This window comes from Micromonospora sp. NPDC050980 (genome assembly GCF_040653835.1).
Lineage (GTDB): Bacteria > Actinomycetota > Actinomycetes > Mycobacteriales > Micromonosporaceae > Micromonospora.
In genome coordinates this window covers 216,180-231,200 of the sequence record NZ_JBFAGS010000006.1, presented here as the reverse complement: position 1 = coordinate 231,200, position 15,021 = coordinate 216,180, and the positions used below count along the sequence as shown (strand labels likewise).

Sequence of the window (15,021 nt, the reverse complement as noted above, 5' to 3'; positions counted from 1 at the left end):
GCGACACCGCTCGCCCTTTCGCCGGTAGGTGCCGGTGCGTCACGGGCTCGACGCCGAGCCCGTGACACGCCGGTCCTGAGTGTGCAGCGTCGGTGCTCAGCCTGGGCTGCTGTTGCCGGGTGGCGGTGCTCGTCGTCGCCGGGCAGCACTCCCGACCGGTTCCGCAGGCGTTGCGCTGACCGGCGTCCGGTCACCCGATCAGCGGTCGGAAGGTGCCGAGGACCACGCTGACCGTCAGGGCCGCGCCGGCCAGCAGCGCCGCCCCGGCGATCAACAGCCCGTCAGCCCGGGTGAAGCGTTGCCGGCGGGCGACCGTGCGCGGGGTGCCGGCGTCGAAGCCGCGGGCGTCCATCGCCACCGCCAGTCGGGTGCCCCGCCGGATCGCGCCGACCAGCAGGGTGAACGCGGTGGACGCGAAGATCCGCAGCTTGGCGAACGGGTTGCGGCCGGCGCCCACGCCGCGCGCCCGGCGGGCCATACTGATCATCCGCCACTCCTGTTCGAGGAGCGGCACCAGCCGGAACGCGGCCAGCGCGCCGATGGCGAACCGGGCCGGGGCCTTGGCGTTCTGGATCAGCGCGTCGGCCAGGTCCGTCGGGTCGGTGGTGGCGAATACGATGATCCCGGGCAGCGCCACCGCGAGCATCCGCAGCACCAGCCCGAGCGCGGTGACCAGCACGCCTCCGGTGACCACCACCGGGCCGGCCTCGACGAAGACCCGGCCGGACCGGTCGGCGGCGAAGAGCACAAGCGTGACCAGGATGCCGACGGCGGCGGCCAGCAACGGCCAGGCCCGCCGGGCCAGCACCCGGTAGCGGACGCCGAACAGCGGCAGCACGGCCAGCTCGACGGCGATGGCGATGGCCGGCGCGACCGGGTCCAGCGTGGCCACCAGGACGATCGTGAACACCATCGCGGCGGCCAGCTTCGCCACCGGGTTGCGCCGGGCCAGCGGGGCGCCGGGCGTCGCCACCGGCTCCAGGTCGATCACGTCACACCGGTCCCTCGGCCCGGAGGCGACGACGGGCGCTCCGCGTCTGGGCGGCCCGGTTCGCTGGACCCGGGCGGGCGGTCCAGGGTGAGCCTCCGGTCGGCGAGCGCGGCCACGAAGTCCGCGTCGTGGGTCACGGTGACCACGCCGTGGCCGGCGTCGCGCAGCTCGGCCAGCAGGTCGACCAGCTCCCGCCAGGTGCGCCGGTCCTGGCCGAACGTGGGCTCGTCGCAGATCAGCAGGCGGGGCGCGGTGGCCAGGGCGGTCGCCACGCTCAGCCGCCGCGCTTCGCCACCGGAGAGGGTGTACGGGTTGGCGCCGGCGAGCCGGTCCAGCCGCAGCCGCTCCAGCAGCGCGTCCACGGTGGCGGTGACTTCCGCCTCGGGCCGGCCGGTGCGGCGCGGCCCGAGCGCCAGCTCGTCGCGGACCGTGGCGGTGACGAACTGGTGCTCCGGGTCCTGGAAGACCGAGCCGATCCGCCCGGCCAGCGCCGGCGCGCGCCACCGGTGCGGGGGCGTGCGCGCGTCCCGGCCGGCCAGGCCGGCGGAGGCGGTGACCGTGCCGGCGCCGGGGCGCGTCAGGCCGCCGAGGAGCAGCGCCAGGGTGGACTTGCCGGCGCCGTTCGGGCCGAGCACGGCGAGCGCCTCGCCGGCGCGTACCCGCAGGTCGGTGGGGGCCAGCCGGGGTGGCAGGCCGAGCCGGTCGGCGGTGAGCAGCACGTCGCCGGCCGGCGCGGTGGCGTGTCGTGGTGGCACGGTGTGTCCGGGCACCCAGACCCCGGCGGCGGCCAGCGCCTCGCCGTGCGCGGCGAAGACCGCCTCGGGTGGGCCGTCGGCGCGCACCCCGCCGCCGGGTTCCAGCACCACCACCCGGTCGACGAGCGGCAACGCCTCGGCGACCCGGTGCTCGACCAGGATCAGCGTGGTGTCCCTGTCGAGCGCGTCAGCGACGGCCCGGCGGATCAGCGTGGCGCCGGCCGGGTCGAGGTTGGCGGTGGGTTCGTCGAGCAGCAGCAGCCCGGGCCGCAGCGCGAGCACCCCGGCCAGCGCCAGCCGCTGCTGCTCGCCGCCGCTGAGCGCGGCGGTCGGGCGGTCCCGGTGGTAAGGGAAGCCGACCCGGCGCAGTGCCTCGTCCACCCGGGGCCAGATCTCCTCGGCGGGCACGCCCCGGTTCTCCAGCCCGAACGCGACGTCGTCGCCGCAGCGGGCCATCACCAGTTGGGTTTCCGGGTCCTGGAAGACGACGCCGACGCGCTCGCGGGCCTTGCGCGGGTCCAGCCCGTCGATCTCGACTGTGCCTTCCTGCTCGCCGGAGTCCTCGGGCAGCAGCCCGGCCAGCGCCGCCAGCAGCGTGCTCTTGCCGGCCCCGGAGGCACCGAGCAGCAGCACCCGCTCCCCGCTCTCGACGCGCAGGTCCACCCCGCGCACCGCCCAGCGTCTGCGCCCCCCGTGCCGCCACCCGAATCCCCGCAGCACCACCCCGCTCACGGTCCCACCCCCTCTGCCTCGTCGATCATGAAGTTGACGGCACCACAACGCGCCGAAATCACCGTCAACTTCATGATCGACAGTGGGATACCCGTCAGACCAGGGCTCGGTCGCGGCCGGCGGGGAAGCGGTCCAGGACGCCGGTGTTGGCCAGGGCGCGGGTGAGCAGGTGGGCGCCGACGCCGGCGACGATCGTGGCGCTGACGATGGTGATCAGCGCGTACGGGATGCGGTAGGAGGTGAGGTCGAAGGCCTTGTTCCAGTAGACGAAGTCGAAGATCGCCGCGCCCAGGCCGGTGAGCGCGCCGGCCAGCGCCGCCACCGGCAGCTTGAACGAGCGGTAACGGAACGCGGCGAACGCCAGCTCGGCGCCGACGCCCTGCATCAGGCCCTGGAGGATCACGATGCCCGCCCACTGGCTGCCCAGCAGCGCGGAGACGATAGCGGCCACCGTCTCGCAGTAGAGCGCGGCACCCGGCTTGCGGATGATCAGGCCGGCGAGCACCGCCGGGATCAGCCACACGCCGTAGAGCACCGCCTGCGCCGGCGGGAAGAACGCGAACGCCGCGTCGGTGGCGCTCCAGAGCAGGCCCCAGGCCCAGAAGACGACGCCGAAGGCGACGGCGATGACCGAGGCGACGACGATGTCGACGGTACGCCAGCGGTTGCTGTCGGTGTGGTTCATGACGGACTCCCAGTTCGTGGTGCGGAACCAGGAGAAGACGCACGCCGCGCCCGGAAAACGCCCGGACTGCGGCGCGGCTGGAGGTCGACCGAACTCCCTGCGCTGGCATTACCCAGATCAGGTTCGAGGGTCTGCGGGCACCGGCCCGCACTCTCAGCGCTGTGCGCTCCCCTGTCGGATGTGAAGTTGTCTCGTCGCAGACGCTAGCACCGACCGTGGCCCCGGGCCCAGCAGGGCGACTGTCGGCTACGGTGGCGACCATGCGGGTCGAGGCGCGGGGACTGACGTTCGAGGTGACCACCGGCGGCCCAGAGGACGGCGAACCCGTCCTGCTGCTGCACGGCTTTCCGCAGCACGCCGGCGAGTGGGAGGCGGTGACACCCGCGCTGCACGCCGCCGGGCTGCGCACGTACGCACTCGACCAGCGCGGCTATTCGCCCGGCGCGCGGCCGGACGCGGTCGAGGCGTACCGGATCCCGGAGCTGGTGGCCGACGCGGCGGCCGTGCTGGACGCGCTCGGGGTGAGCGCCGCGCACCTGGTCGGCCACGACTGGGGGGCGATCGTGGCCTGGGGCCTGGCCGCGGCGCACCCGCAGCGGGTGCGGACGCTTACCGCGGTGTCGGTGCCGCACCCGGCCGCGATGGGGCACGCGCTCGCCACCGATCCGAGGCAGAAGGCCAAGTCCGCCTACATGGCGCTGTTCCGGATGCCGGGCAAGGCCGAGAAGGTGCTGCTGGCGCTGCGCGGGGCGGCGCTGCGCCGGCTGCTGCGCGGGGTCGGCGACGTCGATCGCTACGCCGAGCCGATGCGCCAGCCGGGCGCGCTCACCGCCGCGCTCAACTGGTACCGCGCGATGAGCGGGTCGGACATGAAGGCGGTCGGGCCGGTGGCGGTGCCGACCACGTACGTCTGGAGCGACAGGGACGTGGCGATCGGCCGGACCGCCGCCGAGGCGTGCGCGGCGCACGTCACCGGCGACTACCGCTACCTGGTGCTGCCCGGGGTCAGCCACTGGATTCCCGACGAGGCCCCCGGCCCGCTGGCCGAGGCGATCCTCGCCCGGACGTCGGGGACGGCGGAGGCATGACGGTGAGCGCCGAGGCGTACCTGGCGGTATGAGGGCCGGACCCGGCGCGGATCCTGAGCCGGTTTCGTGGTCAACCGATCCGGGCACAGACGCTGCTGCCGGCGGGCGTTCACCCGCCGGCCGTGCCGTCTTCACCGGAGGTTCACGAGTTGTCCAAGGAATCCGAGAAGCAGCGCTGGCAGCGCAACTTCGCCGACCTGCTCCAGGAGTTGCGCGTCGCGCAGACCGGTGTGCAGATCCTCTTCGCCTTCCTGCTGACCATGCCGTTCAGCAACGCGTTCAACCGGACCACCGACTTCCAGCGCGACGTCTACGTGGTGGCGCTGCTGGCCGCCGCCGCTGCCGCCGCGATGATCATTTCGCCGGTGGCGTTCCACCGGGCGCTGTTCCGCCAGGGGCGCAAGCCGGAGCTGGTGCGCTTCGCCCACCGGATGGCCACCGGCGGCCTGTTCTTCATGCTGGTCGCGATGGTCAGCGCGGTCCTGCTGGTCACCGACTTCGTGCTGCCCCGGCCGATCGCCTTCGCGCTCAGCGCGATCACCGGCGTCTGGTTCCTGATCTTCTGGGCCGTGCTGCCGTTCGCCCGCCGCAACTGGGGTGACGACGACATCGACGACGAGGACGACGACCCGCAGACGCTGACCGGGGACTGACGGTCCGCCAAATCGGACGTGCACGCGAGGCTACCCCTGGGTAACACCCGGGGGTAGCGTCGTTTTCGTCGCATCCGGACCGACCATCCAGGAGGCAGCCGTGACCACGACACAGAACAATGCCGGCGGAGCCGGGCCGCTGCCCACCGAGGCGGGCCAGGTTTCCGAGCATGAGGCCCGCCAGGTCGCCGAGGCGGCCCGGGAGGCGGCCTGGGACCGGCCCAGCTTCGGCAAGGAACTGTTCCTCGGCCGGTTCCGGCTCGACCTGATCGACCCCTGGCCCCGGTCCGACCCGGCCGACGTGGCCCGCGCCGACGAGTTCCTCGGCGCGTTCGGGGCGTACCTGCGCGACGAGGTGGACGGCGCGGCGATCGAGCGCGACGCGCACATACCGGATGAGGTGTTCCGCGGGCTGGCCCGGCTCGGCGCGTTCGGCATGAAGATCGACCGGAAGTACGGCGGCCTCGGGCTGAGCAACCTGCACTACTGCCGGGCGCTGATGCTCGCCGGTTCGGTGAACCCGGCGATCAGCGCCCTGCTCTCCGCGCACCAGTCGATCGGCGTGCCGCAGCCGCTGAAGATGTTCGGCACGCCGGAGCAGAAGGAGCGGTTCCTGCCCCGGCTGGCCGCCGGTGAGGTCTCCGCGTTCCTGCTCACCGAGCCGGACGTCGGCTCCGACCCGGCCCGGCTCGCCACCACCGCCGAGCCGACCGCCGACGGCGCCGGCTACCGGCTCAACGGGGTGAAGCTCTGGGCCACCAACGGCACGGTCGCCACCCTGCTCGTGGTGATGGCCCGGGTGCCGGCCGGCGAGGGGCGGCGCGGCGGGATCACCGCGTTCGTGGTCGACGGCGACAGCGAGGGCATCACGGTGGAGCGGCGCAACTCCTTCGTCGGGCTGCGCGGCCTGGAGAACAGCCTCACCCGGTTCCACGACGTGTTCGTGCCGGCCGAGAACGTGATCGGCGGCGAGGGCAAGGGCCTGAAGATCGCGTTGACCACGCTCAACACCGGCCGGCTGTCGCTGCCGGCGATGTGCGTGGGCGCCGGCAAGTGGGCGCTCAACGTGGCCCGGGGGTGGGCCGCCGACCGGGTCCAGTGGGGCCGGCCGGTCGGCGAGCACGAGGCGGTGGCGAAGAAGCTGTCGTTCATCGCCGCCACCACGTACGGCATGGAGTCCATGCTGGACCTGTCCTGCCTGCTCGCCGACGACGACCGCAACGACATCCGGATCGAGGCGGCGTTGGTCAAGCTCTACGCCAGCGAGATGGCCTGGCGGATCGCCGACGAGCTGATCCAGATCCGGGGCGGGCGCGGCTACGAGACGGCCGAGTCGCTGGAAGCCCGGGGCGAGCGTCCCGCCGCCGTCGAGCAGCTCCTGCGCGACCTGCGGATCAACCGGATCTTCGAGGGCTCCACCGAGATCATGCACCTGCTGATCGCCCGGGAGGCGGTCGACGCGCACCTGTCGGTGGCCGGCGACATCATCGACCCGGAGGCCGGGCTGGGCCGCAAGGCGTCAGCGGGCGTGCGGGCCGGCGCCTTCTACGCGAAGTGGCTGCCCACGCTCGCCGTCGGCAAGGGGCAGGCGCCGGGCGCCTACCCGGAGTTCGGGCCGTTGGCCGGGCACCTGCGGCACGTCGAGCGGACGTCGCGCAAGCTGGCCCGCTCGACCTTCTACGCGATGTCCCGCTGGCAGGGAAAGATGGAGCGCAAGCAGGCGTTCCTCGGCCGGGTGGTGGACATCGGCGCGGAGCTGTTCGCGATGTCCGCGGTCTGCGTCCGGGCCTACGCCGAGCGGTCCGAGCACCCGGAGAACGTCGAGCTGGCCGACCTGTTCTGCCGGCAGGCGCGGCTGCGCGTCGACGAGCTGTTCACCGGCCTGTGGTCGAACACCGACTCGGTCGACGTGGCCGCCGCGAAGCGGATCGTCGCCGGCCGCTACGCCTCGGTGGAGAGCGGCGTGGTCACGCCCCCCGCCGACCTCCCCTGGGTCGCCCGCTGGCAGCCGGGCCCGTCCACCACCGAAGACGTCCGCCGCCGGATCTGAAAGGAGGGGCCCCTTCTTAACGCCTCCGGTAGAGCAGGGGCCCCTTCTTAACAGCCGCTCAGCGGCGGGCGACCGCCCAGGCGATCACCGCGACCAGGATGAGGCCGTTCAGGGCGGCCAGCACGAGATACGCCGACGGCGGGATCCGGCGGCCCTTGCGGACGAAGCTCACCAGCACACCCGCGTAGCCCAGCAGCAGCACGGCGACGACGATCAGGAAGTACAGCACCGGCACACCCTACCGGTCACTGCGCAGCCCCAAGCCGCGCAGCTCCAGCGCGGCGAGCGCGTCGACTGTGGCGTCGTCGCCGCGCCGCCACGCCTCGGCCACGTCCGGCGCGATCCGGGTGAGCTTCGACAGCGGCTGACCGGCGAGCGCGCGCAGCGCCAGCAGGTCCCGCCCGGCCGGCGCGGCGGCCATCGCCTTCGCCGCACCGGCCCGGCGCATCCAGCGCACCCGCAGCGGCAGCCAGCCGAAGAGCACCAGGCCGAGCGGGAACACCAGCACCGCGACGGTCAGCGCGAGGGCCAACTGGCCGACCAGCTCCTGCTGGTCGCGGCCGGCGTCGGCCATCGCGCGGGCGGCGTCGGCGGCCCGGGTGAACGGCGCGGTCAGCTCGTCGCCGACCAGCGGCACCCGGCCCACCTTGCCGCCGGCGTCGGCCAGGTTGTCGGCCAGCCCGCTGCCCGCCCCCTCCAGCTTCCGCCCGGGTACGGCGAGCTTCTCCACCAGATCGTGCAGCCAGAGCGCGAAGCGGATCGCCGCGTACACCCAGACGACCACGAGCAGGTCGGTCAGGAGCTGACGGAGTGCGGTCGGGAAACGGTCGGCGTAGATCTTCACGCCGGACAGCCTGCCACGGCCCGGGCGTGCCGGCACCGGTCGGATTTACCGGCCGGCGCAGGCCGGGCAGGTGCCGAAGATCTCCAGGGTGTGGCTGACCTCGGTGAAGCCGTGCTCGGCGGAGATCTGCTCGGCCCACTTCTCCACCGCCGGGCCGGCCACCTCGACGGTGCGACCGCAGGCCCGGCAGACCAGGTGGTGGTGGTGACCGCCGCTGCACCGCCGGTAGAGGTGCTCGCCGCCCGGCGGGCGCATCACGTCGATCTCGTCGGCGTCGGCGAGCGCCTGCAGCGTCCGGTAGACCGTGGTCAGCCCGATCCGGTCGCCCCGGCGGCGGAGCATGGCGTGCAGGTCCTGGGCGCTGTGGAAGCCCTCGACCTCGTCCAGCAGCGCGCTCACGGCGCTGCGCTGTCGGGTGGTGCGTGGGGTGCCGGTGGTCATGACGGTCCCTCCCCGGCGTGGCTGACCGCGTCCGCCACGATGTGCGCGACGTGCTCGTCGACCAGGGCGTACGCGATCTCCCGGCCACGCCGCGAGCCGCGCACCACGCCGGCCCCGCGCAGCACCCGCAGGTGCTGGGAGACCAGCGGCTGTGGTGCGCCGAGCCTCTCGACCAGCTCGTGCACGCAGCGCTCGCCCTCGGCCAGCTCGCTCACGATGGCGAGTCGGATCGGGGCCGAGAGGGCGCGCAGCAGCTCACCCGCGCCCTCGAAGGCGTCGTACCCGTTGGTGCCGGTCACCTCGTAACGATAACCACTGCCGGTTGCGCCGGCCTCATCCGAGCAGCACCTCGTGCTCGGCCGGCTCGACCGCGGGCGCGCCCGGCGCCGGCCGGCCCCGCCGCCGCAGCGCCCGCCCGCCGGCCGCCAGCACCGTCACCGCCAGGAACGAGCCGATCGCCACCAGCACCACCGAGGCGCCGGGCGCGGTGTCGGCGGTGGCGGCCACCCAGACCCCGGCCCCGGCCGCGAACAGGCCCAACGCCATCGCTGCGGTCATGGTCGACCGGAAACCACGGGTCACCTGCTGGGCGGTGGCCACCGGCACCACCATCAGCGCGCTGATCAGCAGCACCCCCACCGCCCGCATGGCGATGGTCACCGTCACCGCGGTGCCGACCGCGACGAGCAGGTTCAGCGCCCGCACCGGCAGGCCGGAGACCCGCGCGTACTCCTCGTCGTGGCAGACCGCGAACAGCGCCGGCCGCAGCACCAGCATGGTCACCAGCAGCACCGCGCCGAGCACGCCGATGGTGACGAGGTCGGCCGGCGACGTCGTGGTCAGCGACCCGAAGAGGTACGCGTTGAGCGACCCGCTGCTGGCGTCGGAGAGCCCGACCAGCATCACGCCGCCGGCGATGCCCCCGTAGAAGAGCAGCGCCAGCGCCAGGTCGCCGGAGGTGCGCCCGTACGCGCGGACCAGCTCGATGACCACCGCGCCGAGCGTGGCGGCGAGCACCGCCACCAGCACCGGGGAGCGGTTGAGCAGCAGCCCCGCGCCGACGCCGGTGAGCGCCACGTGGCCGATGCCGTCGCCGATCAGCGCCAGCCGGCGCTGCACCAGATAGATGCCGAGCGCCGGCGCGGCCAGCCCGATGACAAGCGCGCCGACCAGCGCGCGGAGCATGAAGTCGTACTGGAAGAGGTCCATCTCAGATGCCCGTCCAGAGCCCGTCGGGCTCCTCGTCGCAGTGCGGGTGCACGTGTTCGTGGTCCGGGTCGGCGTGGTGGCCGGCCGGCTCCGGCACCGCGCCGTCGTGGGCGATCCCGCCCTGGTGCACCACCACGGCCCGGCTGATCAGCGGGCGCAGCGGCCCCAGCTCGTGGGCGACCAGCAGCACCGTGCCGCCGCCGTCGCGGAACGCGCGCAGCGCCCCCGCGAACGCCTCCTGGCTGGCCGCGTCCACCCCGGCGGTCGGCTCGTCGAGCACCAGCAGTTCCGGCCCGCCGGCCAGCGCCCGGGCGATCAGCGCGCGCTGCTGCTGGCCCCCGGAGAGGGTGGCCACCGGATCACCGGCCCGGTCGGCCAGCCCGACCGCGCGCAGCGCCTCCGTCACCGCCGCCCGGTCCGCCCGCCCGGCCGGCCGGAGCACGCCCCGGCGGGCCAGCCGCCCGGCTGCCACCACCTCGGCCACGGTGGCGGGCACCCCGCCGCCGGCGCCGAGCCGCTGCGGGACGTACCCGACGCGGTGCCACTGCCGGAAGCGGCGTTGCGGCGTGCCGAACAGGGCGACCGACCCGGCGCCGAGCGGCACCAGACCGAGCGCGGCGCGCACCAGCGTCGACTTGCCGGAGCCGTTGGCGCCGAGCACGGCGACCACCTCGCCGGCGGTCAGCGTCAGCGAGACGTCGCGCAGCACCGGCCGGCCGTCGTAGCCGACGGTGGCGTGCGCGATCTCGATCACGGGTGAGGTCATGAGCAGTCCAGGGCGGTTCGCAGGGTCTTCAGGTTGGCGCGCATCGCGGAGAGGTAGTCGCCCTCGGCCGGCGGGCCCTCGATCGGGTCCAGGACCGCCGTCCGCGCCCCGACCTCCCGGGCGATCGTCTCGGCGACCTTCGGGCTGACCAGTGTCTCGAAGAAGATGGTGCCGGCCCGGTGCTCCCGGGCCTCCGCCGCCACCTCGGCGAGCCGCTGCGGGGACGGCTCGGACTCCGGGGTCAGCCCGGTGAGCCCGATCTGCTCCAACCGGTAGCGCTCGGCCAGGTAGCCGAAGGCGGCGTGGCTGGTCACGATCTCCCGCCGCTGGCAGGTGCGCAGGCCCTCGGCGTACCCGGTGTCGAGCGTCGCCAGTTCGGCGCGCAACGCGCCGGCGCGGGCGGTGTAGTCGGCGGCGTGGTCCGGGTCGGCCCGGCCGAGGCGTTCGGCGAGGCGGTCACCGACCTTGGCCAGCCGGGTCGGGTCGAGCCAGAGGTGCGGGTCCTTGCCGCCGCTCTCCTCCTCGTGCCCGGCCTCGCCCTCGTGCTCGTGGCCCCCGGCGGCGGCGTCGCGCAGCGGCGCCACGCCGGCCACGTCGAACGCGCGGTCGCCGCCGTTCTGCGCGACCGCCTCGTCCACTGCCGGCTGGAAGCCGGTCAGGTAGACGATCAGCTCGGCGTCGACCACCTGGCCGACCTGGCGGGGGTTGAGCTCCAGGTCGTGCGGCTCCGCGCCCGGCTTGGTGAGGTTGTCGACCACCACCCGGTCGCCGCCGATCCGCTCGGCGAGGAACTGCAGCGGGTAGAACGCGGCCACCACGTCGACCTTGTCCGGGTCGCTTCCCCCGCCGCCGCCGTCCGAGCAGGCGGCGACGCCGCCCAGGGCGAGCAGGGCGGTGGCGGCGGCGGCCAGGGCGCGGGAGGTGGCACGAACGGTCATGGGCTCAACTGTCCGCGACAACGAAAATTATTGTCAAAAACGCATGCTTGCATGTCAGCGCGGGTCGGGCTCGGCCGGGCGCGGCTCAGCCGACCATCAGCTTCGCCAGCGCCGCCGCGATCAACAGGGTGAGCATCAGCAGCCGGAGCACCCGGGTCGTCGGCGCCTGCACCGGCCAGGTGACCGACATCAACCAGACCAGCCCGGCGGCCAGCGCCAGCAACAGGACGCCACCGGCCGGACCGGGCGCGAACAGGCCGACCAGCACCAGCACCAGCGCGGCGAGGAACACCGTCGTCGGGTTGAGCCGGGCCAACCGGGACAGCACGAGACTCTGCGTACGCTGCATGCCACAAACTCTACGAGGAGGAACGCCGTGCTGGTCACCAACCGGTTCGTGGTGGACGCCGAAACGGCTGACGAGTTCACCCGGGAGGCGCACGCCGCGCTGGCCGCGCTCGCCGCCCGCCCCGGCTACCTGCGCGGCGAACTGCTGCGGGCGCTCGACGACCCCGCCCACTGGTGCCTGCTCACCGAGTGGGAGTCGGTCGGGGCCTACCGGCGGGCGCTCGGCGGCTTCGACGTCAAGGTCACTGCGGTGCCTCTGCTCGCCCGGTCGGTGGACGAGCCGTCGGCGTTCGAGACGCTCGCGTCCGCCGCCCCGCAGGGCGAGATCGTCGTCGCCGCCAGCGATCGAGCCGCAGGCCCGCACCGCTGAGACCGGGGGCACTACCCTGGCGCGTATGACCGCTCCCGGCCCGGCCGCGCCGCCCCCGTCACCCGTGCCGCCCGGCGCGACCCCGGCGGACCCGGGCGTTCCCACGCCGCCGGCCGGTCCCGGCGTCGCCCCGCCGTTCGCCGCCCCGCCCACCGAGGGCCGGCGGGCCCGGCTCTGGCTCGCCCTCGGCGTCGGCGCGCTGGCCGTGCTGCTCTGCTGCGGTGGGGGCGGCGCGGCGATCGTCGGCCTGGCCGTGAGCAACGTGCAGGCGATCGGCGAGCAGGGCCGGGCGGTCACCGACGACTACTACCAGGCCCTGGTCGCCCGGGAGTGGTCCACGGCCTACGACCAGCTCTGCGACGACGTCCGGCGACGCGAGTCCCGGTCGGAGTTCGCGCAGCGGGTCGCCACCGAACCGCAGATCTCCGGCTACCGGGTGGGCCAGGTCGACACCGCCACGCTGACCGTGCCGGTGGACGTCACGCTGGCCGGCGGCCGGCGGGAGGCGCAGACCGTCACGCTGGCCCCCGACCGGCAGACCGGCGGCATGGAGGTCTGCGGGGTGAGCTGACCGCGCCCGGTATTCTGCTGGGCTCGGGGCCGAGGCGGTCGTACCGTTGTCCCGAACAGCCCGGAACCATCCAACTCGACCGCGCCGACCGCCAGCCGGCGTAGGAGGAAACATGCCAGCCGACCGTATCGACGCCGTCGTCAGCCTCGCCAAGCGCCGGGGCTTCGTCTTCCCCTCCAGCGAGATCTACGGGGGCACCCGGTCGGCGTGGGACTACGGCCCGCTCGGCGTCGAACTCAAGGAGAACGTCCGCCGGCAGTGGTGGCGCACCATGGTCCAACAGCGTGACGACGTCGTCGGCCTCGACTCCGCGGTCATCCTGGCCCGCAAGGTCTGGGAGGCCAGCGGCCACATCGCCGAGTTCGTCGACCCGCTGACCGAGTGCCAGTCCTGCCACAAGCGGTTCCGCGCCGACCACCTGGAGGAGGCGTACGAGGCCAAGCACGGCAAGCCGCTGACCTCGCTGACGGAGCTGAACTGCCCCAACTGCGGCAACAAGGGCACCTTCACCGAGCCGAAGATGTTCAACGGCCTGATGAAGACCTACCTGGGCCCGGTGGAGAGCGACGAGGGCCTGCACTACCTGCGCCCGGAGACCGCCCAGGGCATCTTCGTCAACTACAAGAACGTGGAGACGGTCGCCCGCAAGAAGCCGCCGTTCGGCATCGCGCAGACCGGCAAGTCGTTCCGCAACGAGATCACCCCGGGCAACTTCATCTTCCGCACCCGCGAGTTCGAGCAGATGGAGATGGAGTTCTTCGTCGAGCCGGGCACCGACGAGCAGTGGCACGAATACTGGCTTCAGGAGCGCTGGAACTGGTATCTCGACCTGGGCCTGTCCGAGGAGAACCTGCGCTTCTACGAGCACCCCAAGGAGAAGCTCTCCCACTACTCGAAGCGCACCGTCGACATCGAGTACAAGTTCCAGTTCGGCGGCAGCGAGTTCGCCGAGCTGGAGGGCATCGCCAACCGCACCGACTTCGACCTGTCCACGCACAGCAAGCACTCCGGCGTCGACCTGTCGTACTTCGACCAGGCCAAGGGCGAGCGCTGGATGCCGTACGTGATCGAGCCGGCCGCCGGGCTCACCCGCGCGGTGCTGGCGTTCCTGCTGGAGGCGTACGACGAGGACGAGGCGCCGAACACCAAGGGCGGCGTGGACAAGCGCACCGTGATGCGCTTCGACCCGCGGCTGGCCCCGGTCAAGGTGGCGGTGCTGCCGCTGTCCCGCAACGAGGCGCTCTCGCCCAAGGCCAAGCAGCTCGCCGCCGACCTGCGCAAGCGCTGGGTGGTCGAGTTCGACGACTCGCAGGCGATCGGCCGCCGCTACCGCCGGCAGGACGAGATCGGCACGCCGTTCTGCGTCACCGTCGACTTCGACACCCTCGACGACGACGCGGTGACGGTGCGCAACCGGGACACCATGGCCCAGGAGCGCGTCGCCCTCGACCAGGTCGAGCGCTACCTCATCGAGCGCCTCCCCGGCTGCTGAGGTGTAAGCACGGGCCCCTTCTTAACGTTTCCGGTCGAGAAGGGGCCCCGTCTCACACCTGCGCGGGCGGCGGTTCGACCCGCACGTCGATGGTCGCGGCCAGGCCGCGCCGCGCCTCGTACGCCTCCTCCACCGTCCGCCGCACCAGCGCCGGGCTCCGCCGGATCTGCGCCGGCGTGAAGTGCAGGATGAGCACCCCCGACCGGCTCAGCTCGTTGTGCCGGTCGAGCGTGCGCGCCCAGTCGCCGGGGGCGAAGTGGAACTCCTGCGAGTCCACCTCCAGCGCCACCGCCGCGTCGGCCAGATAGCCGTCCGGCGTGGGGAGCCGTCGCCCGTCCCCGGCGCACAGCCGCGGATTCCAGAGCAGGTCCGGCAGCACCGGACTGCCGGCCAGACACTCCCGCAACTCGGCCTCGGGCGCGGACCTGGTGCCGGCGAGCACCTCGGAGAACGCCTTCCGGACGAGGGCCGTCCGGCTACGGCGGGCCCGCCGGACCTCCTCGTCCAGAGCGGTGAGGTCGGTGAAGCCGCGCTGCACGGCCTCGGCCACGATGGCCCGTACCGGGCGAAGCTGTCGCAGGTCGCGAGCCGCGTCGACCACCGCGCGGGCGGGTGAGCAGACCGGGTAGAGCGCCGTGCGCCGGGCCTTGTCGTCGACGGCAAGCGCGCGGGCGATCACCGCGTGACCGGAGGACTTCCGCCGCGTCCAGTGCGGCACGATCAGGTGTACGGCGTCCGTCCGCGGGCTGTATCGGAAGCCGTACCAGACCAGCGCCGCCAGCCCGGTGAGCTGGGCCTCCGGGCCCGCGTACAGGGCTGCGGAGATCCGCCGCTGCTCCTCCGTCAACGTCCCGGTGACCAGCGCGTACGTGGCGGGGAGCACCCGTTGCCACAAGCCGCGTCGGGTCTGCCGGTAGAGGAACATGTCGTCGAAGCCGGCGGCGAGCAGTTGGGCCCGGGTGAGGATCTGCTGCTGCCGGTGGGCCGTCTCCGCCAGCGCGGGAGCGAGTTCAACCATGCCCGGAGGTTGGCCCACCGCGCCGCCGCCGTGCCGCCCCACGCGCACCGCCCTGTGGACACGGCCCGCT

Annotated in this window: 18 protein-coding genes and 1 riboswitch; of the genes, 6 read left to right on the top strand and 12 right to left on the bottom strand. The window is 73.6% G+C overall.

Annotation, left to right across the window (positions count from 1 at the left end):
• Positions 1-190 precede the first annotated feature (190 nt).
• The 3 genes from AB0H28_RS12825 to AB0H28_RS12815 all read right to left on the bottom strand — a co-directional run bounded on the left by AB0H28_RS12825 (position 191) and on the right by AB0H28_RS12815 (position 3,163).
• Positions 191-991, bottom strand: coding sequence for an energy-coupling factor transporter transmembrane component T (locus AB0H28_RS12825; protein WP_358037997.1), 801 nt, complete (start codon positions 989-991; stop codon positions 191-193).
• The gene (locus AB0H28_RS12820) at positions 988-2,478 is read right to left on the bottom strand and encodes an ABC transporter ATP-binding protein (protein WP_358037994.1); all 1,491 of its coding nucleotides are present in this window, start codon (positions 2,476-2,478) and stop codon (positions 988-990) included. Before AB0H28_RS12820 ends, AB0H28_RS12825 begins: the two co-directional genes overlap by 4 nt.
• Before the next feature lie 94 nt (positions 2,479-2,572).
• Positions 2,573-3,163, bottom strand: coding sequence for an ECF transporter S component (locus tag AB0H28_RS12815; RefSeq protein ID WP_358037991.1), 591 nt, complete (start codon positions 3,161-3,163; stop codon positions 2,573-2,575).
• Between the two features lie 76 nt (positions 3,164-3,239).
• Positions 3,240-3,346: riboswitch (TPP riboswitch) on the bottom strand.
• A gap of 77 nt (positions 3,347-3,423) precedes the next feature.
• Here AB0H28_RS12815 and AB0H28_RS12810 point away from each other — a divergent pair.
• The 3 genes from AB0H28_RS12810 (at position 3,424) to AB0H28_RS12800 (ending at position 6,954) form a co-directional block, all read left to right on the top strand.
• Entirely contained in the window at positions 3,424-4,251 is an 828-nt protein-coding gene (locus tag AB0H28_RS12810) for an alpha/beta hydrolase (RefSeq protein ID WP_358037988.1), read from the top strand.
• Between the two features lie 149 nt (positions 4,252-4,400).
• The gene (locus AB0H28_RS12805) at positions 4,401-4,904 is read left to right on the top strand and encodes a DUF6328 family protein (RefSeq protein WP_358037985.1); all 504 of its coding nucleotides are present in this window, start codon (positions 4,401-4,403) and stop codon (positions 4,902-4,904) included.
• 100 nt (positions 4,905-5,004) lie between these two features.
• Positions 5,005-6,954 (top strand): acyl-CoA dehydrogenase family protein, encoded by a 1,950-nt coding sequence (locus tag AB0H28_RS12800; protein WP_358037982.1) that lies wholly within the window; start codon positions 5,005-5,007, stop codon positions 6,952-6,954.
• Positions 6,955-7,012: 58 nt separating this feature from the next.
• On the opposite strand, the gene AB0H28_RS12795 is transcribed toward AB0H28_RS12800, so the two are convergent.
• The 8 genes from AB0H28_RS12795 to AB0H28_RS12760 all read right to left on the bottom strand — a co-directional run bounded on the left by AB0H28_RS12795 (position 7,013) and on the right by AB0H28_RS12760 (position 11,501).
• The gene (locus tag AB0H28_RS12795; RefSeq protein WP_358037979.1) at positions 7,013-7,183 is read right to left on the bottom strand and encodes a hypothetical protein; all 171 of its coding nucleotides are present in this window, start codon (positions 7,181-7,183) and stop codon (positions 7,013-7,015) included.
• A gap of 9 nt (positions 7,184-7,192) precedes the next feature.
• Complete coding sequence (locus AB0H28_RS12790) at positions 7,193-7,798, bottom strand: hypothetical protein (RefSeq protein ID WP_358037976.1); 606 nt, start codon at positions 7,796-7,798, stop codon at positions 7,193-7,195.
• 45 nt (positions 7,799-7,843) lie between these two features.
• The gene (locus AB0H28_RS12785) at positions 7,844-8,239 is read right to left on the bottom strand and encodes a transcriptional repressor (RefSeq protein ID WP_358037973.1); all 396 of its coding nucleotides are present in this window, start codon (positions 8,237-8,239) and stop codon (positions 7,844-7,846) included.
• Positions 8,236-8,538, bottom strand: coding sequence for a metalloregulator ArsR/SmtB family transcription factor (locus AB0H28_RS12780; protein ID WP_358037970.1), 303 nt, complete (start codon positions 8,536-8,538; stop codon positions 8,236-8,238). The genes AB0H28_RS12785 and AB0H28_RS12780 overlap by 4 nt, the downstream gene beginning before the upstream one ends.
• Positions 8,539-8,572: 34 nt before the next feature.
• On the bottom strand, positions 8,573-9,448 hold the full coding sequence (locus AB0H28_RS12775; protein ID WP_358037967.1) for a metal ABC transporter permease: 876 nt from the start codon (positions 9,446-9,448) through the stop codon (positions 8,573-8,575).
• 1 nt (position 9,449) lies between these two features.
• Entirely contained in the window at positions 9,450-10,214 is a 765-nt protein-coding gene (locus AB0H28_RS12770) for an ABC transporter ATP-binding protein (RefSeq protein ID WP_358037964.1), read from the bottom strand.
• Complete coding sequence (locus AB0H28_RS12765; protein ID WP_358037961.1) at positions 10,211-11,152, bottom strand: metal ABC transporter substrate-binding protein; 942 nt, start codon at positions 11,150-11,152, stop codon at positions 10,211-10,213. Before AB0H28_RS12765 ends, AB0H28_RS12770 begins: the two co-directional genes overlap by 4 nt.
• An 85-nt stretch (positions 11,153-11,237) precedes the next feature.
• Positions 11,238-11,501 carry a DUF6703 family protein gene (locus AB0H28_RS12760; RefSeq protein ID WP_358037958.1) on the bottom strand — a complete coding sequence of 88 codons (264 nt, stop codon included), beginning with the start codon at positions 11,499-11,501 and terminating at the stop codon, positions 11,238-11,240.
• Positions 11,502-11,528: 27 nt separating this feature from the next.
• On the opposite strand from AB0H28_RS12760, the gene AB0H28_RS12755 reads away from it, so the two are divergent.
• The 3 genes from AB0H28_RS12755 to AB0H28_RS12745 all read left to right on the top strand — a co-directional run bounded on the left by AB0H28_RS12755 (position 11,529) and on the right by AB0H28_RS12745 (position 13,933).
• Entirely contained in the window at positions 11,529-11,870 is a 342-nt protein-coding gene (locus AB0H28_RS12755; RefSeq protein ID WP_358037955.1) for an antibiotic biosynthesis monooxygenase family protein, read from the top strand.
• A gap of 25 nt (positions 11,871-11,895) precedes the next feature.
• On the top strand, positions 11,896-12,441 hold the full coding sequence (locus tag AB0H28_RS12750; RefSeq protein WP_358037952.1) for a hypothetical protein: 546 nt from the start codon (positions 11,896-11,898) through the stop codon (positions 12,439-12,441).
• Between the two features lie 112 nt (positions 12,442-12,553).
• Positions 12,554-13,933 carry a glycine--tRNA ligase gene (locus AB0H28_RS12745; protein ID WP_358037949.1) on the top strand — a complete coding sequence of 460 codons (1,380 nt, stop codon included), beginning with the start codon at positions 12,554-12,556 and terminating at the stop codon, positions 13,931-13,933.
• A gap of 52 nt (positions 13,934-13,985) precedes the next feature.
• Here AB0H28_RS12745 and AB0H28_RS12740 read toward each other — a convergent pair whose 3' ends face one another.
• Positions 13,986-14,951: a type IV toxin-antitoxin system AbiEi family antitoxin domain-containing protein gene (locus AB0H28_RS12740; RefSeq protein ID WP_358037946.1), complete on the bottom strand. Its 966-nt coding sequence runs from the start codon at positions 14,949-14,951 to the stop codon at positions 13,986-13,988.
• Positions 14,952-15,021: the final 70 nt, after the last annotated feature.

Coding starts and splice junctions, on each gene's coding strand:
- AB0H28_RS12815 (WP_358037991.1), bottom strand. CDS start 3,163: ATGAACCACACCGACAGCAACCGCTGGCGTACCGTCGACATCGTCGTC.
- AB0H28_RS12810 (WP_358037988.1), top strand. CDS start 3,424: ATGCGGGTCGAGGCGCGGGGACTGACGTTCGAGGTGACCACCGGCGGC.
- AB0H28_RS12785 (WP_358037973.1), bottom strand. CDS start 8,239: ATGACCACCGGCACCCCACGCACCACCCGACAGCGCAGCGCCGTGAGC.
- AB0H28_RS12775 (WP_358037967.1), bottom strand. CDS start 9,448: ATGGACCTCTTCCAGTACGACTTCATGCTCCGCGCGCTGGTCGGCGCG.
- AB0H28_RS12770 (WP_358037964.1), bottom strand. CDS start 10,214: ATGACCTCACCCGTGATCGAGATCGCGCACGCCACCGTCGGCTACGAC.
- AB0H28_RS12765 (WP_358037961.1), bottom strand. CDS start 11,152: ATGACCGTTCGTGCCACCTCCCGCGCCCTGGCCGCCGCCGCCACCGCC.
- AB0H28_RS12760 (WP_358037958.1), bottom strand. CDS start 11,501: ATGCAGCGTACGCAGAGTCTCGTGCTGTCCCGGTTGGCCCGGCTCAAC.
- AB0H28_RS12750 (WP_358037952.1), top strand. CDS start 11,896: ATGACCGCTCCCGGCCCGGCCGCGCCGCCCCCGTCACCCGTGCCGCCC.
- AB0H28_RS12745 (WP_358037949.1), top strand. CDS start 12,554: ATGCCAGCCGACCGTATCGACGCCGTCGTCAGCCTCGCCAAGCGCCGG.
- AB0H28_RS12740 (WP_358037946.1), bottom strand. CDS start 14,951: ATGGTTGAACTCGCTCCCGCGCTGGCGGAGACGGCCCACCGGCAGCAG.